The 24,967-nt window shown below is 71.6% G+C and carries 25 protein-coding genes; 15 read left to right on the forward strand and 10 right to left on the reverse strand.

The window, feature by feature from the left end:
* Window positions 1-62 precede the first annotated feature (62 nt).
* The 5 genes from sdhC to DEJ22_RS10370 all read left to right on the forward strand — a co-directional run bounded on the left by sdhC (window position 63) and on the right by DEJ22_RS10370 (window position 4,348).
* Window positions 63-512 carry a succinate dehydrogenase, cytochrome b556 subunit gene (gene sdhC, locus DEJ22_RS10350; protein ID WP_111227070.1) on the forward strand — a complete coding sequence of 150 codons (450 nt, stop codon included), beginning with the start codon at window positions 63-65 and terminating at the stop codon, window positions 510-512.
* Between the two features lie 20 nt (window positions 513-532).
* Window positions 533-979 (forward strand): succinate dehydrogenase, hydrophobic membrane anchor protein, encoded by a 447-nt coding sequence (gene sdhD / locus DEJ22_RS10355; protein WP_111227071.1) that lies wholly within the window; start codon window positions 533-535, stop codon window positions 977-979.
* 87 nt (window positions 980-1,066) lie between these two features.
* Complete coding sequence (gene sdhA, locus DEJ22_RS10360) at window positions 1,067-2,860, forward strand: succinate dehydrogenase flavoprotein subunit (RefSeq protein ID WP_111227072.1); 1,794 nt, start codon at window positions 1,067-1,069, stop codon at window positions 2,858-2,860.
* Complete coding sequence (locus DEJ22_RS10365) at window positions 2,860-3,633, forward strand: succinate dehydrogenase iron-sulfur subunit (protein WP_066655113.1); 774 nt, start codon at window positions 2,860-2,862, stop codon at window positions 3,631-3,633. Before sdhA ends, DEJ22_RS10365 begins: the two co-directional genes overlap by 1 nt.
* Before the next feature lie 70 nt (window positions 3,634-3,703).
* Entirely contained in the window at window positions 3,704-4,348 is a 645-nt protein-coding gene (locus DEJ22_RS10370; RefSeq protein ID WP_181430777.1) for a TNT domain-containing protein, read from the forward strand.
* A 76-nt stretch (window positions 4,349-4,424) separates the two neighbouring features.
* Here DEJ22_RS10370 and DEJ22_RS10375 read toward each other — a convergent pair whose 3' ends face one another.
* Genes DEJ22_RS10375 through DEJ22_RS10390 form a run of 4 tightly spaced genes read right to left on the reverse strand, consistent with a single transcriptional unit; the run spans window position 4,425 to window position 6,890 of the window.
* Window positions 4,425-5,018, reverse strand: a complete 594-nt coding sequence (locus DEJ22_RS10375) for a DUF805 domain-containing protein (protein WP_111227074.1) — start codon at window positions 5,016-5,018, stop codon at window positions 4,425-4,427.
* The gene (locus DEJ22_RS10380) at window positions 5,015-5,551 is read right to left on the reverse strand and encodes a DUF805 domain-containing protein (protein WP_258379614.1); all 537 of its coding nucleotides are present in this window, start codon (window positions 5,549-5,551) and stop codon (window positions 5,015-5,017) included. Before DEJ22_RS10380 ends, DEJ22_RS10375 begins: the two co-directional genes overlap by 4 nt.
* A gap of 60 nt (window positions 5,552-5,611) precedes the next feature.
* Window positions 5,612-6,544 (reverse strand): NADP-dependent oxidoreductase, encoded by a 933-nt coding sequence (locus DEJ22_RS10385; RefSeq protein WP_111227075.1) that lies wholly within the window; start codon window positions 6,542-6,544, stop codon window positions 5,612-5,614.
* 19 nt (window positions 6,545-6,563) lie between these two features.
* Window positions 6,564-6,890, reverse strand: a complete 327-nt coding sequence (locus DEJ22_RS10390) for a hypothetical protein (RefSeq protein ID WP_181430779.1) — start codon at window positions 6,888-6,890, stop codon at window positions 6,564-6,566.
* 9 nt (window positions 6,891-6,899) lie between these two features.
* Here DEJ22_RS10390 and DEJ22_RS10395 point away from each other — a divergent pair, with 9 nt between their 5' ends.
* Together DEJ22_RS10395 and DEJ22_RS10400 are read left to right on the forward strand one after the other, a co-directional pair.
* Complete coding sequence (locus DEJ22_RS10395; RefSeq protein WP_181430781.1) at window positions 6,900-8,507, forward strand: hypothetical protein; 1,608 nt, start codon at window positions 6,900-6,902, stop codon at window positions 8,505-8,507.
* Window positions 8,508-8,947: 440 nt separating this feature from the next.
* Entirely contained in the window at window positions 8,948-9,604 is a 657-nt protein-coding gene (locus DEJ22_RS10400; RefSeq protein ID WP_181430783.1) for a TNT domain-containing protein, read from the forward strand.
* Between the two features lie 444 nt (window positions 9,605-10,048).
* Here DEJ22_RS10400 and DEJ22_RS10405 read toward each other — a convergent pair whose 3' ends face one another.
* The 6 genes from DEJ22_RS10405 to DEJ22_RS10430 all read right to left on the reverse strand — a co-directional run bounded on the left by DEJ22_RS10405 (window position 10,049) and on the right by DEJ22_RS10430 (window position 15,162).
* Window positions 10,049-10,726, reverse strand: coding sequence for a hypothetical protein (locus DEJ22_RS10405; RefSeq protein WP_111227078.1), 678 nt, complete (start codon window positions 10,724-10,726; stop codon window positions 10,049-10,051).
* Between the two features lie 500 nt (window positions 10,727-11,226).
* Complete coding sequence (locus DEJ22_RS10410) at window positions 11,227-11,742, reverse strand: hypothetical protein (protein WP_146241752.1); 516 nt, start codon at window positions 11,740-11,742, stop codon at window positions 11,227-11,229.
* The gene (locus DEJ22_RS10415; RefSeq protein ID WP_111227080.1) at window positions 11,735-14,098 is read right to left on the reverse strand and encodes a TNT domain-containing protein; all 2,364 of its coding nucleotides are present in this window, start codon (window positions 14,096-14,098) and stop codon (window positions 11,735-11,737) included. The genes DEJ22_RS10410 and DEJ22_RS10415 overlap by 8 nt, the downstream gene beginning before the upstream one ends.
* Window positions 14,095-14,478, reverse strand: a complete 384-nt coding sequence (locus DEJ22_RS10420) for a DUF6507 family protein (protein WP_111227081.1) — start codon at window positions 14,476-14,478, stop codon at window positions 14,095-14,097. Before DEJ22_RS10420 ends, DEJ22_RS10415 begins: the two co-directional genes overlap by 4 nt.
* A gap of 1 nt (window position 14,479) precedes the next feature.
* Window positions 14,480-14,797: a pore-forming ESAT-6 family protein gene (locus tag DEJ22_RS10425; RefSeq protein WP_111227082.1), complete on the reverse strand. Its 318-nt coding sequence runs from the start codon at window positions 14,795-14,797 to the stop codon at window positions 14,480-14,482.
* A 29-nt stretch (window positions 14,798-14,826) separates the two neighbouring features.
* Window positions 14,827-15,162, reverse strand: coding sequence for a WXG100 family type VII secretion target (locus tag DEJ22_RS10430; protein ID WP_079236509.1), 336 nt, complete (start codon window positions 15,160-15,162; stop codon window positions 14,827-14,829).
* Between the two features lie 129 nt (window positions 15,163-15,291).
* Between DEJ22_RS10430 and DEJ22_RS10435 the strand changes: the two genes are divergently transcribed.
* Genes DEJ22_RS10435 through DEJ22_RS10470 form a run of 8 tightly spaced genes read left to right on the forward strand, consistent with a single transcriptional unit; the run spans window position 15,292 to window position 24,942 of the window.
* Entirely contained in the window at window positions 15,292-16,398 is a 1,107-nt protein-coding gene (locus DEJ22_RS10435) for a double zinc ribbon and FHA domain-containing protein (protein ID WP_111227083.1), read from the forward strand.
* On the forward strand, window positions 16,395-17,510 hold the full coding sequence (locus DEJ22_RS10440; protein ID WP_111227084.1) for a DUF6177 family protein: 1,116 nt from the start codon (window positions 16,395-16,397) through the stop codon (window positions 17,508-17,510). The genes DEJ22_RS10435 and DEJ22_RS10440 overlap by 4 nt, the downstream gene beginning before the upstream one ends.
* Entirely contained in the window at window positions 17,494-17,742 is a 249-nt protein-coding gene (locus tag DEJ22_RS10445; RefSeq protein ID WP_111227085.1) for a hypothetical protein, read from the forward strand. The genes DEJ22_RS10440 and DEJ22_RS10445 overlap by 17 nt, the downstream gene beginning before the upstream one ends.
* Complete coding sequence (locus tag DEJ22_RS10450; protein ID WP_111227086.1) at window positions 17,739-19,112, forward strand: EsaB/YukD family protein; 1,374 nt, start codon at window positions 17,739-17,741, stop codon at window positions 19,110-19,112. Before DEJ22_RS10445 ends, DEJ22_RS10450 begins: the two co-directional genes overlap by 4 nt.
* A gap of 2 nt (window positions 19,113-19,114) precedes the next feature.
* Window positions 19,115-19,957, forward strand: coding sequence for a hypothetical protein (locus DEJ22_RS10455; RefSeq protein WP_111227087.1), 843 nt, complete (start codon window positions 19,115-19,117; stop codon window positions 19,955-19,957).
* Window positions 19,954-24,000 (forward strand): type VII secretion protein EccCa, encoded by a 4,047-nt coding sequence (gene eccCa, locus DEJ22_RS10460; RefSeq protein ID WP_111227088.1) that lies wholly within the window; start codon window positions 19,954-19,956, stop codon window positions 23,998-24,000. The genes DEJ22_RS10455 and eccCa overlap by 4 nt, the downstream gene beginning before the upstream one ends.
* Window positions 23,990-24,337, forward strand: coding sequence for a hypothetical protein (locus tag DEJ22_RS10465; RefSeq protein ID WP_111227089.1), 348 nt, complete (start codon window positions 23,990-23,992; stop codon window positions 24,335-24,337). The genes eccCa and DEJ22_RS10465 overlap by 11 nt, the downstream gene beginning before the upstream one ends.
* On the forward strand, window positions 24,334-24,942 hold the full coding sequence (locus DEJ22_RS10470) for a hypothetical protein (protein ID WP_111227090.1): 609 nt from the start codon (window positions 24,334-24,336) through the stop codon (window positions 24,940-24,942). Before DEJ22_RS10465 ends, DEJ22_RS10470 begins: the two co-directional genes overlap by 4 nt.
* Window positions 24,943-24,967 lie beyond the last annotated feature (25 nt).

Consider the following 24,967-nt stretch of genomic DNA (forward strand, 5'->3'; position numbering starts at 1 on the left):
CACGAACACGAACGGCAAGGGCTCGCCGATCGGGCGAGCCCGTCCTATGGGAGGGCGAGCTCATGGCCGAGCAGACCGCAGGCGGGACGACGGTGGTCGAACCCGAGGTGACGATCGAGGCGCCCCGCGCCTCTCGGAGGCTCGAGGGGACCCTGTACCGCGGCTCCACGGGCATGTGGTCGTGGGTGCTGCACCGCATCACCGGTGTGGCGATCTACTTCTTCCTGCTCGTGCACATCCTCGACACGGCGCTCGTCCGGCTGTCGCCGGAGGCCTACAACGCCGTGATCGGCACGTACAAGACGCCGCTGATGAACCTCGGTGAGATCGCACTCGTCATGGCGATCGTGTTCCACGCGCTCAACGGGCTGCGGATCATCCTGGTCGACTTCTGGTCGAAGGGTCCGAAGTACCAGCGCACCATGTTCTGGGTCGTCCTGGTCGTGTGGGCCGTCCTGATCGCGGGCTTCCTGCCCCGTCAGCTCATGAACCTCGTCGCGGACTTCCAGTAGGCGAAGGGACGCCACCAATCATGACCACACAGATCGTCGAGCCGCCTCGTTCGGCCGCAGCAGCCCGCCGCACCACCAACTGGGAGAAGTGGGGGTGGATCTACATGCGCGCCTCGGGCGTCCTGCTCGTCGTGCTCATCTTCGGGCACCTCTTCGTCAACATGGTCGCCGGCGAGGGCGTCAAGCAGATCGACTTCGCCTTCGTCGCCGGCAAGTGGGCCAACCCGTTCTGGCAGGTCTGGGACTCGTTGATGCTCGTCCTCGCGCTGATCCACGGCTCGAACGGCATGCGGACGATCATCAACGACTACGTCGCGAAGCCCGGCATCCGGAAGACCCTGCTGCTCGCGGTGCTCATCGCCTGCGTCGCGCTGATCGTGCTCGGCCTGCTCGTCTGCTGGACGTTCGACCCGTGCCCCGCCGGCGCCGCCGCTGCCGACCTGCCGTCGTTCTGCCCGGCGCAGTAGCGACCGCGCCGTCCGCACCGCCTCGAGACCCCACGAGCACGCCGCGAGCACCCCTGCCGGCGCGCTGACCCATCCTGAAAGGCCCCAGTGACCGAGACCACCGTCCACCACCACCAGCACGACATCGTCATCATCGGCGCAGGCGGTGCCGGCATGCGTGCCGCCATCGAAGCCGGGCCGAAGGCGAAGACGGCCGTCATCTCGAAGCTGTACCCGACGCGCTCCCACACCGGTGCGGCGCAGGGCGGCATGGCTGCGGCCCTGGCGAACGTCGAGGAGGACTCGTGGGAGTGGCACACCTTCGACACGATCAAGGGCGGTGACTACCTGGTCGACCAGGACGCCGCGGAGATCCTGGCGAAGGAGGCGATCGACGCCGTCATCGACCTCGAGAACATGGGCCTGCCGTTCAACCGCACGCCCGAGGGCAAGATCGACCAGCGACGCTTCGGCGGGCACACCCGCGACCACGGCAAGTCACCCGTCCGCCGAGCCTGCTACGCCGCGGACCGCACGGGCCACATGATCCTGCAGACGCTCTTCCAGAACTGCGTCAAGCTCGGCGTCGAGTTCCACAACGAGTTCTACGCGCTCGACCTCGTCATGGTGGACGTGACGGGCGACGACGGGGTCACCCGCCAGCAGCCCGCCGGCGTCGTGGCCTACGAGCTCGCGACCGGTGAGCTGCACGTCTTCCACGCCAAGGCCGTGATCTTCGCGACCGGCGGCTTCGGCAAGATGTACAAGACCACCTCGAACGCCCACACGCTGACCGGCGACGGCGTCGGGATCGTCTGGCGCCAGGGCCTGCCGCTCGAGGACATGGAGTTCTTCCAGTTCCACCCGACCGGCCTGGCGGGCCTCGGCATCCTGCTCACCGAGGGCGCCCGCGGCGAGGGCGCCATCCTCCGCAACGCCTCGGGCGAGCGCTTCATGGAGCGCTACGCGCCGACCATCAAGGACCTCGCGCCCCGTGACATCGTCGCCCGGTGCATGGTGCAGGAGGTCGCGGAGGGCCGGGGTGCCGGGCCGAACAAGGACTACGTCCTGCTCGACTGCACGCACCTCGGTGCCGAGGTGCTCGAGACGAAGCTCCCGGACATCACCGAGTTCGCCCGCACCTACCTCGGCGTCGACCCGGTCGTCGAGCCGGTGCCCGTGATGCCGACCGCGCACTACGCGATGGGCGGCATCCCGACGAACACCAACGCCGAGGTGCTGTACGACAACACCACCGTCGTACCCGGCCTGTACGCCGCCGGCGAGTGCGCCTGCGTGTCGGTGCACGGCTCGAACCGCCTCGGCACGAACTCGCTGCTCGACATCAACGTCTTCGGCAAGCGCTCCGGCAACAACGCCGCCGAGTGGGTGCAGACCGCGGAGTTCCTGCCGCTCCCCGAGGACCCGGCCGCCGGTGTCCGCGGCATGCTCGATCAGCTCCGCGCCTCGACCGGCACCGAGCGCATCGCGGTCCTCCGCAAGGAGCTGCAGGACGAGATGGACAAGAACGCGCAGGTGTTCCGCACCGACGAGTCGCTCGGCAAGATGACCGAGACGATCCACACCCTGCGCGAGCGGTTCCGCAACGTCGCCGTGCAGGACAAGGGCAAGCGCTTCAACACCGACCTGCTCGAGGCCGTCGAGCTCGGCTTCCTGCTCGACCTGGCCGAGGTGGTCGTCTTCTCCGCGCGGAACCGCAAGGAGAGCCGCGGCGGCCACATGCGCGACGACTACCCGAAGCGCGACGACGAGAACTACATGCAGCACACCATGGCGTACCTGACGGGCGACCCGCACTCGTCACTCGCCGACGACCACATCACGCTCGACTGGAAGCCCGTCGTCGTGACGCGGTACGAGCCGATGGAGAGGAAGTACTGATGACCGACACCCTGGTCTCCGACAGCCCGCGCACCGACACCGTGCAGAGCGCTCCTCCCGGATCGTTCCCCGTCACGATCATCGTCCGTCGGTTCGACCCGGACGTCGACGACGAGCCGCGCTGGCAGGACTTCGACGTGATGATGCTCCCGACGGACCGCATCCTCGACGCCCTGCACCAGATCAAGTGGGAGCAGGACGGTTCGCTGACCTTCCGCCGCTCCTGCGCGCACGGCGTGTGCGGCTCGGACGCGATGCGCATCAACGGCCGCAACAGGCTCGCCTGCAAGACCCTGATCAAGGACCTCGACGTGTCGAAGCCGATCTACGTCGAGGCGATCAAGGGCCTGCCGCTCGAGAAGGACCTGGTCGTGGACATGGAGCCGTTCTTCCAGTCCTACCGCGAGGTCCAGCCGTTCCTGCAGGCCTCGAGCAAGCCGGAGAAGGGCAAGGAGCGCGTGCAGTCCGTCGCCGACCGCGCCCGCTTCGACGACACCACGAAGTGCATCCTGTGTGCCGCGTGCACCTCGTCGTGCCCGGTGTTCTGGACCGACGGCCAGTACTTCGGCCCGGCCGCGATCGTGAACGCGCACCGCTTCATCTTCGACTCGCGCGACGACTCGGCGAACGTGCGCCTCGACATCCTCAACGACAAGGAGGGCGTGTGGCGCTGCCGCACGACCTTCAACTGCACCGACGCGTGCCCCCGTGGCATCCAGGTGACGAAGGCGATCTCCGAGGTCAAGCAGGCGATCATGCGCGGCGGCGTGTGACGCATCGTCGCACCGGGGGCACGGCGGTGTCTCGGCGAACGGCATGCATGCGGCCGGTAGGCTCGCGCGCATGACGTTCGCGGAGACCCGCCCCATCCTCGACCAGCTCGGCTACACGATCCGCTACGTGCAGCTCCCCGGAGAGGCGCTCACCGAGCCGCCGGTGGAGGGTGCACTCCGTGTCGTCCCGACCGAGACGCACGGCGACTTCGCGCTCGAGGTCGTCGACTACGGCACGGCACGTCGCCTGGCCACCGCCCGTGGCGAGGAGGACGCGGTGGAGATGCTCCGCCGGTTCCTCAACCGGGCGTTCCCCGCACCGCGCGACATGCCGCGGTACGAGCTCGACGGGCTCCGTGACCGCGCGGCGTCGACGTACCCGCAGCTGGCGCAGCAGGTCGGGCAGGCCGGCCCCGACGGCCTCACGATCCAGATCCCGGCCGGCGTGCCCGTCGACCGCGTGGGCGGCCCGGACGGGTACCTGCTGCACCCGCTCGACACCCCGCTCGCCCAGCGGTCGCTGCCGCCGCACGTGGCTGCGGCCCCAGAGGTGCACCGCTACGTCGTCGACCGCCCGTTCCTGGTCACCGTGACGTTCGTGCAGCCCTGGTTCGACCAGCCGGGAGGCGCGCTCCGGTTCGCGACGGCCGACCGGTCCGTCACGGTGCGCGACCTGGTCGTGGACGGTTCGCTGGTCCGCCTCCGGGTGGTCTGAGCCTCCGCCCGCTCCCCTGGCACGACGAAACGGCCCACCCCTGACGGGGCGGGCCGCTTCGTCGTGACGGGGCCGATCAGGCCTGCGGGCGGGGTACGTCCGGCTGGTCGTACTGCGCGCCGTTGGGGTTCGGCTCGAGGCACCCGAAGACGATCCCCGCGACCCCTGCCGCGAAGGAGATCAGCCAGAAGGGCCCGGCGAGACCGGCGTCGTGCACGCGGCGCCACCCGAGTGCGAGGGACGGGATGAACGTCGCGAGTCCCCACAGGCCGAGCAGACCGGCGAAGAGGACCGCGAGCCCGGGGAAGCCGCCGGTCGTGGTCGTCGTGCCGTACTCGTCCGTCGTGGTGGCACCGGCGGCCCAGACGAGGATCGAGGCGATGTAACCGCCGAACAGGACCGTCACGACGATGGCGTTCGCCAGGTACCACCACCAGAACTCGCTGCGGCTCGCGCGTCCGTCGAAGCGGGCGTACTTCTTCCAGAACCGGGCGAAGGCGTCGAGGAAGCCGGCGCCGTACCAGGGTGCCCAGAGCGGCGGGGCGCCACTGGCGTCCGTCGGGATCGGTGCCTGTTGCTGGTACTGCGGGTACGGCTGTCCGTACGGCTGCGGCGGCTGCTGGCCGTACGGCTGCTGCGGCTGCTGTCCGCGCTGCTGGTCGTCGCTCATCGAGTGCCCTCCGGTCGGTCGTAGCGTGCGCCCTGCGGGTTCGACGGCAGGAGCCCGAAGACGATCCCGGCGATACCGACGAACACCGCGATGATCCACAGCGCCCCGGGCAGGTTCGCGTCGTGCAGGCGGCGCCACCCGAGCGCCAACGACGGCACGATCGTCGCGAGCCACCAGATCGCCGGCAGGGTCAGCAGCACCCAGAACAGCGGCGACGGCGGGTTCGACACCTGGTACTCGACGCCGCTCAGGTCGACTGTCGTGTACTCGATCGTCGCGAAGCGGTACACGAAGGGGATGGTGGCGAGCACCAGTCCCACGACGGTGACGACGAGGTAGGCCCACCAGAACTCACTGCGGCTCGCTCGCCCGGAGAAGGTCGCGTACTTCCCGAAGAAGCGGCCGAGCGCCTGCCCGAAGGAGGCGCCGTAGCGCGGCGCCCACCGCGGCGGTTCTCCGCCCGCTGTCGGGCACGGCTGCTGCGGCGGCGGCGCGCTCGGGTACGGCTGGTCGGACGTCATGTGGTCGCTCACGTGTTCCCCCTCGTGGTGTCGGTCGTGCGACGTACCCCACGAGTCAACCAGAAGTGGCCGTCACGGCACGAGCGCGAGCTTCCCACCGGGGTGCTGCGACTCGAGCAGCTCCGCCGCGGCCTTCGCCTCGGCCAGGGGGAACGTCCGGGCCACCGGCACCTCGAGCTCGCCCGCCGCGGCGAGGTCGACCAGCCGCTGCCGCACCGAGTCGCGGAACGCCTTGCTCTCCGGCTGGTTGCCGCCGACCGCGGGGAAGCCGTCCTGCTGCGCGCGGCCGAAGGCCGCGATCGTCACGATGCGGGAGCGGTCGGCCACGAGTGCCAGCGAGACGTCGACCGCCTCGTCCGTACCGACGCAGTCGAGGGCCACGTCGATTCCGGAGGGTGCGAGGTCACGGATGCGCGCCTCCAGGCCGTCGCCGTACGCCACCCACTCGCCGCCGAAGCGACGGACGGTGTCGGCGTTGCGCTCGGAGGCAGTGCCGATCACGCGGGTGCCGAGCGGGCGGAGGAGCTGCAGGACCGCGACGCCGACGGCACCGGACGCGCCGTGCACCAGGACCGTGTCGCGTCCCTCGGCGCGGGTGACGCGGATCATGTCGGCTGCGGTCGTCCCGGCCAGCAGCAGGTTCGCCGCCTGGGGGTGATCGAGCAACGCGGGCTTGGCGAAGACGTCGGCAGCGGGGACGGTGATGCGTTCCGCCCAGCCGCCCTCGACGCGGAAGGCGAGGACCTCGTCGCCGACCGCTCCCCCGCCGGACGCGATCTCGGTGTCGGGGCCGATCGCGCTGAGGACGCCGGAGACCTCGTACCCGACCGGGATCGGCAGGTCGGACGGATCGCCCTGCCGGGTGTGCTTCGTGTCGGCGGGGTTCATGCCCGCCGCCCGGACGTCGATGGTGACCTCGCCGGTGCCGGGGGCGGGCACCTCGGTGTCGACGTGCTCGAGGACCTCGCTGCCGCCGAACTCGGGGGCGACCCAGTGCTTCGTCATGGGGTGGACGGTACGCCGCTCAGTCGAGGTCGCTCCAGGAGTGCACGCCGGCGAACCGGACGGCCTCGCTGCGGGTCATCGGGTGGCCGAACTCGGCGCCCGGGCGGACGCTCCAGCCAGCTCCGTTCCACACCTCCGTCACCGCGTCGTTCTCGACGGGGAAGCGGCGAGCGACGCGAGGGCCCGCAGGCACCACGGTCAGGCCGTACTCGACCGCGGCCAGGGCGACCTCGACGTCGACGGAGGCGACCGTCTCGTCGGACAGTCTCGGAGCCGGCCCTTCGAAGAGCGGCCAGAGGGCCTCGTACCGGTCGTCGACGCGCAGCCCGGACGACCAGCTGTCCATGTGTGTCCCGTGCACGGCCTCCCGGACCGGCTGCCAGCACGCCTCGGGCAGGTCGCCCTGCCGGACCAGTCGACGGAACTCGGAGCAGACGACGGCGCTCTGGGCGTCGTCCCGGAAGCCTCCGCGGCCGCGAGAGAAGGCGCGGATCAACGCCGTCGTCCCCAGCGTCACGCCGACCGGACCTCCGACGGCGAACGCTCCGTCGCGCCCGCGAAGCGTGTCGCCGAGGACGTTCACCGGGACGTCACGCAACCAGGTGAGTCGGACAAGGGAGGAGAAGTCGAACGATCGACCTGGTGCGCGAGCGACAGAACGGACGGAGTGAGAGGCTCCGTCCACATCGGACTGCCACTCGAACTCGGTGACGAGACCTCGAGAGCGATCCAGTACGCCTCGTGGCAGGGAGACGGCGGACAGCTGGTGCGGCCCGGGGATCCTGATGCCGGACGAGCGCTCGAGGACGACGACGAGCCGCTCCGCATCCTCGACGTGCGACGTGGAAGCGATCAGGTGCTCGGACGCGCGTTGACGGCAGATGACATCGAACGAGTTGCCCCGCTGGACGATCCGGCTGGCGGTCTCGTGGTCGCCGTACTCGAACAGTGTTCCGTGGGCCCTGCGGATGCCGTCGAGGGTGGCCGGCGCATCGGGCCGGTTGCCGACGAGCCGCCCGAGCGCGACAGCGTGCGGCACATCGTCCTCCGCGGTTCCGACGTCCCCGGCAGCCAGTTCGAGCGCTTGCACGGGGTCTGGCTGCAGCGCAGACCACGGGATGGCGTCGAGTTCGACTCGTGCCACCCTCGCGAAGGCCAGGGAGCGCCGAGCGTCATCGACTCGAGGAAGACCTGTCTGAGTGCGGACCTCGAACGCGAGCTGCAGGGCCACCCAGCGCGCCGCGTCCTCCGGATCGTCGAAGGTCGTGCCCGTGAAGCTGACCTCACCTCGAGAGAACCGTCGTTCGCTGACTCCCTGCGGCGAGACGTCGTAACGGAAGCGGATCTCGAGGTCCCCGTACTCGAAGCGGTCGGATCGTGCTGTCGTGTCGGAGTACCCAGCGCGTTCAGCAAGGCGTCGAAGGACGACGAGGCTGCGCTGATCGAAACCGGGGCGGGGGCAGATGCCGTCCTCGGACACCGGGGTGTTCACGCTGTTCGACCCTCGCTCGGCGGATCGGGGACGCTGACTCCTGCGAGGACTGCCCGAACCTCGGCCACTGCGGTCGAAGCATCGAGCGCGTCATCCGCCGCGAGCAACGTGCCACGATGCAGCGACGACCTGGTCACTCCCGAGTTCGTCGCGGGCACGACTCCGAGCCGCTCCGAGACCCAGGTCCGCTGCCCGAGCACGGGACCGAACCGGCCCGCGTCCTCCACCGCCCGTGCAGCAGCTCGATCGAAGGCTCCAGCGGAGTCCGGGTCCCACGCACGCACGATCGTCACCAGCACCTCCTCGATGAGTTCGACATCCGGCGCTCTCCGCTCGCCCCCCGCGACGGGCCCGACGACGCTCACCGACACGGCGTTCGCCGGTCGGCGACGCCGCGGGACGGATGCTCCGACCTTCAGGCTCAACGAGACGAAGCCGCGCTCCGCTCGACGGTTCATGATCACGTTGTAGCGTGGTCCGGCCACGCGGTTCCGTCGTCCCCGCGTTCGACACCATGCTCGAGCAGTTCCTGCACGACGCCGGGGTCGTACTCGCGGGTCGTGCCGACGCCGTCCACCTCCCAGGGCTCCCCAGCGCCGAGGACAGCGTCGACTCCGCGCAGCTGGGCCAGCAGCGAGTTGCTCAGATCGTCCGAGGACGAGGGTCGGCCGTTCCACTCTGCGCGGAGCAGTACGCGCTCTCCGCAGACCCACTCCGGGTACCGCATCAACTCTCCCCCACTCCGTTGCTCGCCAGTGCGCAACTCGGAAGATCACGACGTTGCACGCTTGGACAGCAGCATCGCACAGGTGTTCGCGCAGCGGGGGTGGCGGCGACACGCGTCGGTCGGGTGTGCGGATCCCCACACCCCGGTTCCCACCCTGCGCGGAGCCGATTGCTACGCTCACGAGGTGACGTTCCAGCGACTCCGCTCCGATCTCCACGAACGGGGCTTCGGCCCGGAACTCGTCGTACTCCCCGGAGATCCTCCCACCGGGCCACTCGTCGAGGGCGAGCTGCGTGTGGTGGAGATCGACGGCGGGTACCAGCTCCACTGCATCGACTACGGGCAGGCTCGGATCGTTGCGACGGCGCCTGATGCCGCGAGCATCTCCTCGGCGCTCCTGTCCTTCCTGGACCGTCCCGTTCCCGGCCCGATGGAGATGGCTCAGCCCGAGGTGGACGCTGTCCAGTCCAGGCTCGCTCCGTACTACCCGGAGCTCCGCGGCCAGATCGCGGCTCGCGGCGGAATCAGTCTCATCCAGCTCCCGCCCGGCATCCTCGTCGACCGCGTCGGTGCCGTGGACGGTTGGTTGCTGAACCAACTCAACTCGTCATTCGAGTCGCGTTCCCTGCCGCCGACGGCGCTCCGACAGCCGTCCGGCGTCCACCAGTTCGTGACCGAGGCGACCGTGCTCGTCGAGGCGTCCGTCGTGCAGCCGTGGTTCGGGCAGCCCGGCGGTGCGATCCGGTACACGATCGCGGACACGTCGCTGACCGTCCGGGACCTCCTCGTGGAGGGCTCGCTCCGGCGCATCACCGTGCCGGTGCGTGCAGCCGCAGGCTGAAGGCGTGGTACTCCCGTAGCTGCTCGGGCGACAGACGACGTTCTCGGACGAGACTGTCGAGGGCAACATCTCCAGAGTCGGCGATGACATCGATGTACTGAGCCAGGACGCTGTGGTGTCGGGCCGGGCTCCCGACGCCCCCGGTCTCCGGTACCGGTCACGTGAGGCCGGTCACCTCGGCAGGGCGTGCGTCCCGCTCTGCCCGCACGATCACCCAGTCGCCGTGGACCCGGTTCGGTTGAGTCACCGTCGTTGATCCAGCTCGTTGATGACACACGCGGCGTGGACATCACCGTGAGGCTGACCGAACACAGCACCCGGGCGAGCGTCCAGATTGCCCCGACATCGCCTCCTGTGCGGATCCGAGCCACAGCGCGCTCGTCGCTCGATCGAAGGAGATCCTGCCGCACCGTACCGACGAGGGACCCAGAGGAGCGTGTCCGATCATGCAGCGCGGATGATCTCGGTGACCTCGTTGGCCTCGAGAGTCGCCCACACCTCACGCACTGCCGTTTCGGAGTCCAGGGCGTCGTCGGCTGTGAGGTAGCTGCCTCCGTCCGCTCGCTCGACCCGCACTCCAGACGTCGACGTCTCGACGGTCCCAAGCCGATCCGAAACCCAGGTGCGCTGCCCGATCACCGGTGCGAACTTGCCTCGTCCTTCGGAGGCGATTGCTCCAGCGTCGTCGGACACCGCTGCGGAGTCGGGGTTCCAAGCTCGAGCGAGTCCGCGGAGGACACCCTCGGCGAGATCTGCGTCGATCGACAGACGGTTCGCTTCCCGCAGCGGCCCAGCGATGGTGATCTGAACCCCGTTCGCCGGCATGCGACGGACGATCTTCGCGGACCCGACCCGGAAGCGGATCGAGATGAACCCTGCGCTCCCCTCTCGCGCGAGACCGAGCACGTAGCCGCGCAGTGGGAACTCGAGGCCCTCGGCGTCCCGGAAAGCGTGGGCGGACAGGATGGGCGTGAGTGACGAAGGGTCGGTGGACACGACGCGGTCGTCTTCCTCGACGAGCGCCCATCGGCCACCGGCTCCGAGGAGTTCGTCGTAGGCAGCGACCTGGACAGCGATGCGCTCTGCCAGTGCTGCGGGCTCCTCTCCACGCGCATCCCACACGGCTCGAGCCGTCACCTGAGTCGTCCGTGACCAAGACGGGAAGGGCATGGACCGGCTACTCCGTTCTCATCGGCGCAAAGATGACCGTCAGATCATCTCCCTGGGCTCCCGCTCCGCGAAGCAAGCGACGGACAGTGTCCGCGGCGTACGGATCAGACACGTGCCATGCTCGACGAGCGCTGTCCGAAAGCGCTGCGAGCTGAACTTCAGCCTGCTCGATCATCCTCGAGATCCGCTTGCTTCAGCCGGGATCGGCTTGGTGCGCCAACGCGATCGCTCGGCTGGACACCTTGGCATCGAGGAAGACCTCCTGCGGCGGATGACCCTGCTTGGTCATGTCATCGATCCCACCCTCGCGCCGTCTTCGGCGAACTGACGGCACTCCGGCATTCTGCCGTCCGCTCGACGCCTGCAACATGCGCCTGGTAGTCGGCCCGAGACGACTCGGGTCACGCGGACGCCGGACGTGTTCAGCTCACCTTGCGCCGAACGGAGTCGCACTACTTACTGCCTACCAACCGTCCCGGGTCGACGGAGTCGACCACCGCCAGGACTTCGGGCAGGGAACGACTCCGCACCCATGCAAGCTGACAGACGAGCGTTGAGGCCTCGTCGGAGAGCGCCCGCGCAACGTGATCTACGCCCCCGTTGTCCCATCGCAGGACCTTCCCGGGGTAGTCCTCGAGGACGACCACCCCATCGGGAACAGTCGCCAGACCGTCGAACCACAGGGCGGGATTACGCCGTGCCCCTTCCCAGAGCAGCACGAATCGCTCCGCATCGTCGAGCCGACTGAACTCGGCAAGCGCCCAGGAGCTGCCCCTGTCGCGGGTTTCGAAGGCAAACCCCGAACCGGTGACCGCAATACGGAAGGTCGTCTCCAGCGTGCCGTACTCGAAGAGGACGGAGTTCCCTCGTCTCACTCCCGGAGCGGAGGACAGATCGGGCGGTTCGTTGCCCACGAATTCGCCAAGGAGGTCAGCATCCTCTTGCTCGAGGTCGTCGTGATCAGTCAAGAGTGAACGCCGTTCTCTTCAACATCGGCAAGACACCGGCCCCCGGGTTGCCCTTGAGCATCAAGTCGGCCCCGACCGGTTTTCCGAATCGATCCATGACCTGGACCTGCAGCCCCCCACCGGGCTGGCCGAAGGCCGCATCGATCCGGCTCACCTGAACCTTGTATCCGTTGGTCTTCATCGCGTCCGTGTCCATCTCGAAGACGGAGTACGGATCTCTGAGGTTCGTCGGAGGAAGACCTCGCTGTTCGAATGACGTTCCCGGGAACGAGAAGTACGTCCCGGTGTCTCTGCCCATTCGGTCGATGGTCGTCGAGTAGTACTGGCCGAAAACGGTCGGGTCCTTGAACTCGATCCGCGACCCCGAGACTGCGCCGTCATTCCCCGGGTAACGGGGCGTGTCGTCTGGTTTGATGTAGCGCTCGACGTAGTCCTGACGAGTCAGCGGAGTTCCGTCCGCATGGTGGCCGTAGTACCCGTCGGGGCCCGACCCGGTCGTCACGAGCTGTTCGGTTGCCGGGTTCACGTGACCGTCACCGCCGTGCGGGGCCACGTACAACGGGTCGCCCGGCGCAGCGTAGTTCGGGTTGAAGGCGCCGTGGTCGAGGCGCGGCTTGCCGTAGTCGGAATCGATCGGGGAGCCGCTGTGCCCGACGTCGCGAACGCCGACGGGGAGATCAGCGCCGGGGCGCGTCAGGTCGTCCGTGAGCGTCGTACCGCCGGGCCCGGCGTGGTTCGCGACGCCGTCGCCGTACGGCACCTTGCCGAACGACTCGGTCGGATCGACCTGGTGTCCGCGATCAGGCATCCCCCCAGCGGTCTCGCCGCCGGCATCGGTCCCGTGCCCACCGCCGCCGGACGATCCCCCGGACCCGCCCGTCGGCACACCGGTCCCGTGACCACCGCCACCGCTCGACCCCGCCTCGGAACCGCCCCCGTGCACGGTGGTGCTCTCCCCGTGGCCGCCACCGACCATCGCCGGCTCACGCTCGGGCGTCGGCGCGTTCGACTCCGCCCCCTCCGTGTGCGCGCGGGCGCTCGCGTTCGCCTGCGCCTGCACGTGCGCATCGGCCGCCGCGTCCGCCGCCCCCTCGCTCCGCGCCGCAGGCCCGTCGACCGTGCTGTCCGCATCGGCGTGTGACCCGTGCCGCCACTCGTTGAGGTCGATTCTGAACTCCGCGATCCTCGTCCTGAAGGTGTCGGGGAGGTGCTCGAAGCCGTTCGTCAGCACACCCTTGAGGTCGCCGAGGTTCGGCAGGACCTTGGTCAGACCCCTCGACGCCCAGGCTCCGGCGTCCACGAGGTCCAGGGCCTTCCCCGCCTTGCTGATCGCCGAGGCGACCTCGCCGGTCCGCCCGACCGCCCCCACCTTGCTCGCGACGCCGAAGAACGGGATGACGATCGACACGACGTTCCAGCCGCTCTCACCGAGCGCCGTCCCGGGGTCGTCGGCCCACTTGTCCCACGCCAGGGTGCCCTTGAGCAGCCCGCCCCACCCGGCCTTCGCGGCGTCGCCGTTCCACCACTCGTTCGACTCCTTGTCGTACCCGATCAAGGAGCCGAGACTCTTCCAGGTGTCGACGAAGTTGTCGCCGCTCCACTTCCAGTCGCGGAAGCCGATCAGTTCGCCGATGCCGCCGAGGGTCCCGACGATGACGCCGTCCCAGACGACACCCTTCACCAGGTGCGGCAGGAACCACGTCGTCTTCTCGGCGCACGACTCGTTGCGCGACTCAGCGGTGCCCCACGGCAACTGCGTGCCCATCGGGAGTTCGTCGTAGCCGTAGCCGAGCGCGTCGTCGCCGGACCCGGTGATGGCGTGCAGTGCCGGCAGGCCGCTCAGCGAACGGATGGCGTTCGCGCACTTGCGCTCGGCGGCCTGGTACTCGACGACGCGGTTCGCGACGCCGTTGATGATGTCGTTGTTCTCGCCGTTGAGGGTCTCGTCCTGGTCCCAGCTCTCGGTCTGCGTGACCGGGCCGTCCATCGTCTGGATGGTCTGCGGCTGGAACGCGGCGACGTCCCGCTGCAGCTGCTCGGCCCGCGTGACGTAGGCCTTGAGCGCAGCGACGATCGGGGTGGCTTCCTCGACGAATGTGTCGAGCGCCTTCGCGGCGGAGTCGAGGTCGTCGCCGAACGTCGTGCCCTGCGGCCCGATCGGCGTCATGACGTCGAAGAGCTCCTGGTCGCTCGGCCCTTCGTACGAGCCGGAGATCGCGCTCCACGCGGTGACGATGTCGGCGGTGCCGTCCCGGACCGCGGACGCGACCGACCGCAGCGAGGTCGCACCGGCGGTGATGCCCTCGAGCTGCACGTCGGTGTACGGGATCTCCCCGCTCTTGACGACGGCGTTCACCGGTCGAACATCCCGTCGAACGCGGTGAAGTTCCCGTCCTTCGACGCGGCGATCGCGTTCGCCTGCGCGGTCGAAGCCCCCATCTCGTCATCCCCCTCGACGATGGCGCGGGTCGCGCCCGCGGCGCCGTACAGCGACGCCTGGATCCGGTCCTGGATCCCCGTCAGCATGTCCTGCCGGTGTTCGAAGAACCCGGCGAGCGCCTCGCCGATGACCTGTGACTGCGCAGCGGTCGCCGCGTCCTGCACCACGGTGGCGACGCCCTGGACGGACCCGTCCTCGGATCCGCCCAGGGCGTCGTTCATCGTCGTGGTCCTGGACGCGACGTCCTGCAGCACGGCCTCGACCCCCGCGGGATCGACCCGCCAGCCGTCGACCACGTCAGCCGATGTTGCCGACGGCCGACTTCGCCTTGCTGATCGCTGCCTGCGCCGACTCGTCGTTCGACTGCAGCGAGGAGCGCAGCGTGGCGATGATCTGCTTGACCTCGCCCGCGACGGTGTTCCACCGCTGCTCCTTGGCGTGGTACTCGTCGGAGACGCCGTCGGCCTGGTAGTCGGCCATCGCTGCCTTGACGTCGGAGTCACGCTGCGCGATGAGCGCCTCGAGCTGCGCCGCCACGGCGTTGAAGTTGTCCTGCGCGTTCTGCGACGCCGCGACGTCGTAGTCGCGACGGTCTGCCTGGTTGCCACCGCTCATGGTGTGTGCTCCCTCTCCCCGGAGTTCCGTCAGGCGCGGCCGCTGAAGCGGGCCGCGTCGAAGTTCGAGCTGCCCTCGAGCGAGCTCGTGGACTGCGCCATGTCCTGGTCGCCCTCCTGGAACGAGCGGTCCATGCCCGAGATGCCCTGGAGCACGCTCGCGAGCGCACCGTTCAGCTCGTTGGCGATGGTGTCCGTCTCGGACTTGAAGCGGTCGAACGCGGCACGTCCGGCGCCGTTGAACCGTCCCTGGAGCGGCTCGGCCGAGTCGGCCAGCTTGCGGACCAGGGTCCCCAGGTCACCGGAAGCGCCGGACGTCTGCTTGGTCAGGTTGGTGAGGACCTGTGCCCCCATTGCGAACTTCATCGCTCATCCTCTCTGTCCTTCCCCCCACCCCTGTACGGGTGACAGCGAACGTGTGCAGCCTAGACCACCGCGCGCGACCCGTCACGTCCCCCGTCTGACATGATCGGTGGTGCCGACGGGAGGTGAGGCATGTCGTCGATCGTGGTCGAGACCGTGGTCCCCGTGATGACCTGTGGTCACTGCGGGGCGCCGTCGACGCAGGGGCAGCGGTTCTGCACGGACTGCGGCACACTGCTCGGCCGTACCGTCGCCGCGTCGGAGTACGACGCCCTGCGCGACGTCGCCGTCGCCCGCGCGGGCACCGTCGCGGTCGCACGACTGGTCGACGTCGTCGTCTGCCTGCTCGGTGGCGCCGCGGGCGCCGCCCTCCTCTTCCTCGCCCACACGGCGGTCCCGTCGTCCGACGCGGTCGGCACCACGATCGCCGGAGCGCTGCTCGGCGTCGTCGTGACGGCCGCGATCGTGGTGGCCCGCGCCTCCAGGACGGGTCGTGGTCCCGGCGGCGTCCTCCTCGCCACCCGCGTCGTCGACGTGGACGACGCGCTGCCCGCCGGGCCGTTCCGCCAGCTGACCCGCATCGGTCGCGGCGCACGCCGCGCGTCCGGCTCCGGCCCCTGGGCCGCCGCGACCGGCACGCTCACCGCCGCCCTCCGGCTCGGCCGCGAGCCGCTCTCGCCGGCACTGCCGCCCCTCGGGACGGCGTTCGGTGCGGCAGCGTCCGCGGGCGTGCGTCCGGGCTCCGCACCGGCGCGCGACCAGCCTGGAGGCCCGGTGCCGGTCGGCCTCGACGCCACGCGACGGTCGGTGGGCGCGTACACGGCCCTCGCCGGCTTCGACGCGGTGCCCGCACCGGCTGCACCGGCTGCACCGGCCGCGCTGCCCCTCGACGAGTCGATCCCGGCGGACGCCGTCGTGCTCCGCTTCGAGCAGGGTGCCGTCCACTGGTTCCACGGGACATGCGTCGTCGGACGCAACCCCGAGGCGGAACCCGGCGTCGCAACGGTCGCGGTACCCGACCTGTCCCGGACGCTGTCGAAGACCCACGTCGCGCTCGTGCAGGCCGCCGGCGCGGTCGTGCTCCGCGACCTCGGTTCGACGAACGGCACGACCGTGGTGCGTCCCGACGGCTCCTTCGAGGTCCTCGTCTCCGGCGTGGACCTCGTGGTGGACGGCGGCTCGACCGTCCGCATCGGTGACCACGCCTTCTCGGTCGTCCGCACCGGAGCGGCGTCGTGAGCCCGTCCGCGGCCCGGCGGACGGACCCGACGGACGACCGTCCGCCGGCGCGGCACCCGCTCCTCGACTCCGTCGGTGACGGCAGCGTGCGCATCGAGAGCCGGGCTGCCGTCGTGCGGCTCGGGCGGGCGCAGGCCGACCTGCTCGGACGCGCCGCGGACGTCGGAGCGCGGCCGATCCTCGTGACCGACGGCCTGTCCGTCGTGACCGAGGCCTTCCGGCAGGCGCTGCTCGACGCGGGCGGCGCATGGGTCGTCCGCGGTGACGACGGCCTGCGGAACGGGCTCGACGGCCGTCGACTCGACGCGTTCCCGGACGCCGTGCTGACCGGGCCGCCGCGGTCGGTCGACGAGGTCGCGGTCAGCTTCCTCCGCCCGGTCGCGCCGACCGCCGACCAGGTCGTGGTCTCGGTGTCGGTGCGACACCGTGCCGCCGCGGAGACCGTGCTCGGCACGACGTCCGAGCTGCTCGCCACCGAGCTCGCCGGCGCGGCGCCCACGGGCTGGGGCACGCACGAGCCCGCCGGGCGCCCGTGGGACCGTCGCACGCTGACCGAGGCCGCGCGGGACCGCATGCCGGACCCGACCCGGTTCGTCGTCGTGGGATCGGCGGCGGCTCCCGTCGCGTTCACCGTCACCGCCCAGCGCACCGACCAGGGGGTCGAGGAACTCACCACGGGACTGCTCTCGGTGGGCGCGCCGGGGGACGCGGCCGCCACCGCCCGGGTCGAGGCCGTGCCGCAGGTGCTCGGACGGCTCGCCGCCACCCAGCTCCCGCTCTTCGCGCTGGTCCTGCGTCGGCCGGGTCGCGCCGACCTCGCGCAGGCGCCGCGCATGCCGTTCCCGCCCGTCCCGGTGGCCGTGCTCCTCGGGGCGCCCGCCGTCCGGCAGCTCGGGCTGGACCCCGCGGTGATGCGCGACCGCTTCGGCGCCGTCGTCGCGGGGAAGCCGCGGATCCCGGCACTCGTGCTGCCGTTCGGTCGTCACCGCGACCGCAGCCCGGTCGAGGAGCTCCGCGACCTGGTCGAGCACGTCGGGCAGGACCGGGTGGCGGAAGCGGTGGGGATGGACGAGTCGACGAGGGAACAGGTGCGGCGTGCCACGGAACAGTGACTCGATCCTGCTCGAGAGCGTCTCGACGCACCGGCGACGGCTCCGACAGGCGTTCGTCCTCGGGCGCCTGGCCGACCGGCGGCTCGTGAACGACAACGTCAAGCGCCTCATCGGCAGCGTCGTGCTCGCGGCGGTCGTCGGGGTGGGCTGCCTCGGGTACTCGTTCGTCACGAACGCGCTCGCCCAGCAGGCCGCGCAGCAGCAGCAGCAGCAGCAACAGGAGACGAAGTGACCGACTTCACCCGTGTGACGGTGGTCGGCGCCGGCCGTCGTGCCGACGTCGTCGTGGCGTCCGACGAGCCGTTCGCCGGACTCCTCCCCCGGTTCGTCGACATCCTCGACGAGCCGATCGCCGACTCCGCGCACCCGATCGCCCTCGTGCGGGTCACCGGCGAGGAGGTCTCGCTCGCGGACGACGCCGCTACGCAGGAGATCGGCGACGGCGAGGTCCTGCACCTCGTCCGGCGCGCCGACGCCCCGCCGCCGCCCGAGGTCTCGGACGTGACCGACACGGTGGCCGACACCCTCGGCAGGCGGCACGACGGCTGGGGCACGGCCGCGCGCCAGGCCGTCGCCGCCACGGTGGTCGGCACGACCGCGTCCGTCACGGGGACCCTCGTGGTGGCGACGTCCACCGTCGCCTCGGTCCGCGCCGCCTTCGCGGACGACGCCGCCACGGTCCACCCCGCGCTCGTGCCGGGCGTGCTGGTCGGCAGCGGGGTCGTCCTCGCCGTCGCCGCGCTCGTCGCCGGTCGCGCCGGTGCCCGGTGGACCGGGATCGTCCTCACGGCGGCGGCGACGGGGCTCGCCCTGCCGATCGGCCTCGTGCTCGGGCCGCTCGTCGCCTCCGACGGTACGACGCCCGCCATGACCGCCGGGGTGGTGCTCGTCTGGGCGTGGATCGCACTCGGCCTCGGGCTCGGCGTCGGCGGGCGGACCCGGACGGTCGGCGTGGCCGCCGTCGTCGGCGTCGTGCTGCCCCTGCTCGGCATGGTGACCTGGGCCACCCCCGCGCCGACCGCCGCCGGGTGGGGCGTGGTGGCAGTGGCCGCGATCGCGGTGTGCGGTCTCCTGCCGTCCGTCGCGATGTCGACCGCGGGCCTCACCGGCCTGGACGACCAGGTCAGCGGCGGCGAGCCCGTCGCGCGCGGACGTGTGCTCACCGCCCTCGACGACGCGTACCGGGCACTCGACTGGACGACCGCGGCGGTCGCGGCCCCGATCGCACTCGCCGGGGCCGCCCTCGTCGCCGACGACGACCCCTGGGCGATCGGCCTCGGTGCCGCGACGGTCGTGGTCGCGGCACTCCGCACCCGCGCCTTCCCGCTGGCGGTGCAGGGCGTCCTGCTCTGGTCGGCCGTGGTGGTCGCCGTGGTGCTCGGTCTGGTCGGACACGCCGCCACGGCTCCCGCCACGGTGCTCGGTGCGACGGCGGGCATCGGCGTCCTCGCAGCCCTGCTGGCCGGGGTGCGTCCGGCGGCGCACGGGCGTGCCCGGCTCCGCTCGCTCGGCAACGTGCTCGAGACCGTCTCGGTGGTCGTGATGCTCCCGCTGCTGCTCGGTACCTTCGGCCTCTTCGCCGCGCTCCTGGAGACCTTCTGACCATGCGACTCCTCGACGACGTGGTCCCTGCGATCGGACGGGCGTTCTTCGGCAGCGTGGTGAGCGGTGCGCGCGAACTCGACGACGCGCACCGGGCGATCCGGCAGGGCGTCCCGACGAGTCGGCGGATCGCCTTCGCGTCGCTCCGGGGCGGGACCGGCTGCTCGACCACGGCGGCCGCGGTCGCCACCGTCCTCGCCCGACGGCGGACCGGTCGGGTGCTCGGCGTCGACGGCGCTGCCGGTGCACGGTCGTTCGCGGCGCTGGCGGGTGCTGACCACAGCGGCCCGACCCCGCCGTCCGACCGGCGCTCGGCCGCTCGGACGTCCTGGGACGCCGCCGACGGTCTGGCGTCCACACCTTCGGGGCTCGGCGTGCTCCGGATCGGCGACCCGCAGCAGCCCACCCGTCGAGCCGCGCCTGCCGAATGGGCGGAAGCGGTCGACCCGATCGCCAGGTTCTTCGACGTCGTCGTCGGCGACTGGGGGGCTCGCAGTCCCTTCGTCGACCTCGGCGCCGTCGCCGCGGACGCCCACGTCGTCGCCCTCGTGACCGGGGCCGACCGATCCGGGATCGAGGAGGGCATCGCACACGCCGACGCCCTCCGCCGCCACGCTCCCGACATCCGCGCCGTCGTGGTGGCGGTCGACACCGTCGGCACCGGACTCCGTGCTGCGCGGGTCGCAGCGGACTGGCCCGAGCAGGCCGTCCTCGCGGTACCGAACGACCGGACGACGGCCGCACCGGGCGTCCGATCGACCGCGTCCCGCACCGCCCTCGTCCACCTGACCGCAGCCCTGGTCGACGCCGCCGTCGGCCGCCGAGGGCCGGAGGCAGACCGGTGAACCGCATCGTGCACCGACCCGCGCGGGTCTCGACGCCGCTCGTCCGACCGGAGCCGGAGCAGCTCGCACCTCCGCCGCAGCTGCCGGAGGGACCGAGCGGCGGGCTCCCCCTGCAGTCGCTCCTGCCGGTCGTGGGCGCGGTCTCATCGGTCGTGATGATGGTCGTGCTCCGCGGGAACAACCCCGTGCTCATGGTCGTCGCGGCCCTGGTCTTCGTGGTCGCCCTGGTCGGCGGGCTCGGCATGGCGTTCACGCAGCGGGGCAACGCCGTCCGCAACCGCCGGACCCAGCGGGAGCGGTACCTCGACTACCTCGAGGAGCTCCGCGGCGACCTGCGTGCCCGGACGACCGCGATCCGCGAGCGGGCCGAGCACGTCGACCCGTCCCCGGACACGCTCCCTCGGCTGGTCGGGGACCCCGCACGGCTCTGGGAACGCCGCCGGTCGCACGGGGACTTCCTCCGGGTGCGCGTCGGCTCGGGTGACGTGGACTGGCTCGACCTCACCGTGCCGCCGGACCAGAACCCGGTCCAACCCCTCGACCCGCTGATGCTCGCCGAGCTCGAACAGGTCGCGGAGCACTACGGCACGGTCCACGCGATGCCGATATCGATCCGGCTCGACGACGCGGGGGACGTCTCGGTCGTCGGCGACCGCGATGCCGTGCTCGCGGTCGCCCGGGCCCTGGTCGCCCAGCTCGCCGCGCTCCACGCCCCCGAGGACCTGCAGCTCGCGGCGGCGTTCCCCGCCGACCGCGCCGCCGACTGGGAGTGGTTCGACCTGCTGCCGCACGTGCGGATGGACCGGACCTTCGACGGTCCGCTCCGGGCACGCCGCGTCGCCGAGGACGTCCACGCGCTGGCCCGGACCCTCGCCGCCGAGCTCGGCGAGCGTGCTCGGACCGCTGCGACCTGGCGACGTTCGGGCGACTCCGGGAAGCGGAGCGACCTCGCCCGACTGGTCGTCCTCGCCGACGAGCACGGCGCTGTCGCCGTCCCGCTCGCGCTGCCCGAGGGCGAGACCCGCCCCGAGGACCTCCGCATCACCGTCGTCCACCTGGTGGCGGACCGACTGCACGAGCCGTCAGACGTCCGCGTGCGCGTCACGGCGCGGACCGAGACGACCGACGCCCAGGGTGTGCCCCCGAGGACCACGCTCGAGGTCGTCGACGCCCGCGACGTCGAGGAGGGCGAGCCCGCGCCCGTCCAGACGGCGGTGTGCGATCCGGTCGCGCCGACGCTCGTCACGGCCGTCGCCCGGGCACTCGCGCCGCTCCGGCTGTCCGCGGACGCCGAGGAGCGCACCGAGTCGTCGACCGCGATCGGCGTCACCGACCTCCTCGGTGTCGACGACGTCACGACGATCGACCCGGACCGGACGTGGCGACCGCGGGCTCCCCGGGACTTCCTCCGCGTGCCGATCGGGGTCGACGACTTCGGCGCTCCCCTGTTGCTCGACCTCAAGGAGTCCGCGCAGCTCGGCATGGGTCCGCACGGCATCTGCATCGGTGCGACCGGTTCCGGCAAGAGCGAGATGCTGCGCACGCTCGTCCTCGGGCTCGCGGTCTCGCACCCGCCCGAGGACCTCGCGATGATCCTCGTCGACTACAAGGGCGGTGCGGCGTTCGCGCCGTTCGCACGCCTGCCGCACGTCGCCGGGCTCATCGACAACCTCGCGGACGACCCGCAGCTCACCCGACGTGCCCGTGCCTCCATCGCCGGCGAGGTCCGCCGCCGACAGGAGATGCTCCGCGACGCCGGGGCGGCACCGTCGATCACGCACTACCGCGAGCTGCGGACGCACCGACCGGAACTGCCGCCGATGCCGCACCTCGTGCTGGTCATCGACGAGTTCGGGGAGCTCCTGACGGCCGAGCCCGAGTTCGTCGACCTGCTGCTCATGATCGGCCGGATCGGACGGTCGATCGGCGTGCACCTGCTGCTCTCCAGCCAGCGGATCGAGGCCGGCAAGCTCCGCGGTCTGGACACCTACCTGTCGTACCGGCTCGGGCTCCGCACCTTCTCGGAGGCCGAGAGCCAGGTCGTCCTCGACACCGGCGACGCGTTCCACCTGCCGGCGGTCCCGGGCTACGGGTACCTCAAGGTCGACACGAGCGTCTACACGCGGTTCCGTTCCGGCTACGTGTCGGGCCCGGTGGAGGACGCCGCCCCGGCGGCCGTCGCAGCCGCCGCGAGCACGGACGCGGCGCCGGAGCCGTTCGAGCTCCCGGTGTACAACACGCTCGCGACCGAGGACGACGACCCGGGCGAGGCCCAGCTCGCGACGCCCGACGTCGGACGCAGCGTCGTGGACGAGGCCGTCGAACGGCTCGGCCGTGGCGACCGGGCCACGACACCGGTCTGGCTGCCGCCGCTCCCGACGCGGTTGGCGCTCGGCGCGGTGCTCGACCCCGACCGGGCACCGGACCCCGCGGGCATCACCGTGCCGATCGGGCTGCTCGACGACCCGGCCCGCCAGCGCCAGCGGCCGTGGTCGCTCGACCTCACGCAGGGCGGCGGACACGTCGCCGTCATCGGCGCCCCCGGATCCGGCCGCACGACCTTCCTGCGGACCGTCGCCGCGTCGATCGCGCTCACGACGACCCCACGGCAGGTGAGCGTGTACGGCATGGACCTCGCCGGCGGGGGCCTCGGCCGGATCGAGGGCTTCCCGCACGTGGGCGGCGTCGCGACCCGTGCGGTCCGGAACCGGCTGCTGCGCCTCGTGGAGGAGCTCCAGGCGATGATCCGTCTGCGCGAGCGGGTGTTCCGCGACCACGGCATCGACTCGCTCGCCGAGCTGCGCGTCCGGCACGCCGCCGGACGGATCCCCGAGCTCGGGTCCGCGGACGTCGTGCTGCTCGTCGACGGCTTCGGGGTGATGCGGACGGAGTTCGAGGAGCTCGAGGACGCCTTCGGCGACCTGCTCCAGCGCGGCGGCAGCTTCGGCATCCACGTGGTCGTGGCGCTGACCCGCTGGAACGAGCTCCGGCTCGCGAACCAGCCGCTCATCGGACAGCGCTTCGAGCTGCGCCTCAACGACCCGGCGGACTCGACCATCGCACGCGCGGCGGCGGCGACGCTCAAGGCCGGCGAGCCCGGCCGTGTCCTGACCGGTGACGAGCTCTTCGGCCAGGTCGCCCTGCCCGTGCTCGACGACGTGGACGACGGGGCCGTCGGCGACGAGCTCGCCGCGCTCGCACAGCGGGTCGCGGACAGCTGGGGCGGTCCGGCCGCCGCGCCGATCCGGCTGCTCCCCGAGTCGTTCGACCCGGCCGAGCTGCCGGACGCGCTCGCGACACCGGCGACGGTGCCGTTCGCGCTCCGTCAGGACACCATGGACTTCGTGGCGTTCGACCCCGCCGTCGACCAGCACCTCCTCGTGTTCGGCGACACGGCGAGCGGGAAGACCGCACTGCTGCGCGGACTCGCGGCCGGCTTCGTCGAGCGCTCGACGCCGGACGAACTCGTCCTGGCGTTCCTGGACGTCCGTGGCGGTGCGGCGGCCGGCACCCCCGACGAGTTCCTCGGCGGGCACGCCACGAACGGGCGGGACGCCCGGGGTCTGGCGGCAGCGATCGCGACGGAACTGGAACAGCGCGCGGCCGGCACCTCGACCGGCCCCCGCCCCCGCATCGTCGTGCTCGTCGACGACTACGACATCGTCGCCTCGGCGGGGACCGACCCGCTCGCACCGCTCATGCCGTACCTGCCGTCGGCGCGTGACCTCGGCCTGCACGTGGTGCTCACCCGGCCCGTCGCCGGAGCCGCACGTGCGATGTACGACACCGTGATCCAGTCGCTGCGGGACTCCGGGGCGACGGGCCTCGTCCTCAGCGGCGAACGCTCCGAGGGACAGGTCTTCCCGAAGGTGTACGCCGAGCAGTTCCCGCCCGGCCGCGGCCGCCTGGTGCGCCGCGGCACCCCGCCACGCATCGTGCAGGTCGCCCACTTCCCCGCGGCGCACGTCCCGGCCCCGGCCCAGGCGGATCCGGCAGGCCAGACGACCGTCCTCGACCCGAAGGGAGCCGTCGGTGCCCCGTGAGCTGCTGATCCTCTCGAGAACCGCCCCGGAGCTCTCCGTCTTCGTCGGGGCCGGTGCGGACATCGCGCCCGAGCTCCGCGTCCGGACGCTCGACGGCGGCGCGGTGACCGAGATCGTGGACCGCCGCGGTCGGGCAGTCCTCAGCGTCCAGGTCCCGGAACTCGTCGAGAACCCCGCCGAGGTCGCGCGACTCGCGGCCTGGTCAACCCTGTCAGCTCCTGTGTGGTGGACCGACGCCTGGGCACCGTGGGGCGAGCAGGGCGACGTCGGGGTCGCGATCGCACGGGCCTTCGCCGAGGCCAGCGGAGCCGAGATCCGCGTGGAGGACGGCTCGTGAGCACCCTGCCGCCGAGCTCCGCGCCGCTCCCCCCGATGCCGGGTCCGCGTCGGTCCGCGGCCCGGCGCGCTCGGTCCGTCCTCGTCGCCGGGGTCGCCGGCGGGACCGGGACGACCACGGTCGCGGCGCTGCTCGTCGATGCGGTCGGCGGCCGGCTCGGCGTCGTGGTGCAGGCGACGGACCACTCCGGCGGCGAGCTCGCCGCCCGGCTGCCGTCGCTCGGGCCGGCCACCTCGCGCGTGACGGTGCACGACGCCGGGGCCCACGTTGGTCCGGCCGCCGCGCTCGCGGCGACGCCGGAGAGCTCCCTGGTGGTCGTGGGGCGTGCCACCCCGGACGGTGCCGCGGACGTCCGGGCCGCACTCACCGAGATCGCGGCCGAGCCGGACCCGACGCTGCTCGGACGCGCGGTGGTGGTGCTCGTCGATCGGGCTCCGAAGCCGGCGACGATCGACCTGCGGCCGGTGCGCGAAACGGGGGTCGCAGGGGTGCTCGTGCTCCGCTCGGACCGCGCGCTCGCCCGACCGGGCCGCATCGACACCACCCGACTCAGTCGCCCCACCATCGCGACGGTGTCGGAGCTCCTGTCCGCCCTCCGCTGGTAGCGACCGGTCGCGTCGTCCCGCAGCC

It is taken from the genome of Curtobacterium sp. MCSS17_007 (assembly GCF_003234175.2).
Lineage (GTDB): Bacteria > Actinomycetota > Actinomycetes > Actinomycetales > Microbacteriaceae > Curtobacterium.

Coding starts and splice junctions, on each gene's coding strand:
- DEJ22_RS10370 (WP_181430777.1), top strand. CDS start 3,704: ATGACGTTCGCGGAGACCCGCCCCATCCTCGACCAGCTCGGCTACACG.
- DEJ22_RS10375 (WP_111227074.1), bottom strand. CDS start 5,018: ATGAGCGACGACCAGCAGCGCGGACAGCAGCCGCAGCAGCCGTACGGC.
- DEJ22_RS10390 (WP_181430779.1), bottom strand. CDS start 6,890: ATGGACAGCTGGTCGTCCGGGCTGCGCGTCGACGACCGGTACGAGGCC.
- DEJ22_RS10425 (WP_111227082.1), bottom strand. CDS start 14,797: ATGAGCGGTGGCAACCAGGCAGACCGTCGCGACTACGACGTCGCGGCG.
- DEJ22_RS10365 (WP_066655113.1), top strand. CDS start 2,860: ATGACCGACACCCTGGTCTCCGACAGCCCGCGCACCGACACCGTGCAG.
- DEJ22_RS10435 (WP_111227083.1), top strand. CDS start 15,292: ATGTCGTCGATCGTGGTCGAGACCGTGGTCCCCGTGATGACCTGTGGT.
- DEJ22_RS10430 (WP_079236509.1), bottom strand. CDS start 15,162: ATGAAGTTCGCAATGGGGGCACAGGTCCTCACCAACCTGACCAAGCAG.
- sdhD (WP_111227071.1), top strand. CDS start 533: ATGACCACACAGATCGTCGAGCCGCCTCGTTCGGCCGCAGCAGCCCGC.
- DEJ22_RS10455 (WP_111227087.1), top strand. CDS start 19,115: ATGCGACTCCTCGACGACGTGGTCCCTGCGATCGGACGGGCGTTCTTC.
- DEJ22_RS10385 (WP_111227075.1), bottom strand. CDS start 6,544: ATGACGAAGCACTGGGTCGCCCCCGAGTTCGGCGGCAGCGAGGTCCTC.
- sdhC (WP_111227070.1), top strand. CDS start 63: ATGGCCGAGCAGACCGCAGGCGGGACGACGGTGGTCGAACCCGAGGTG.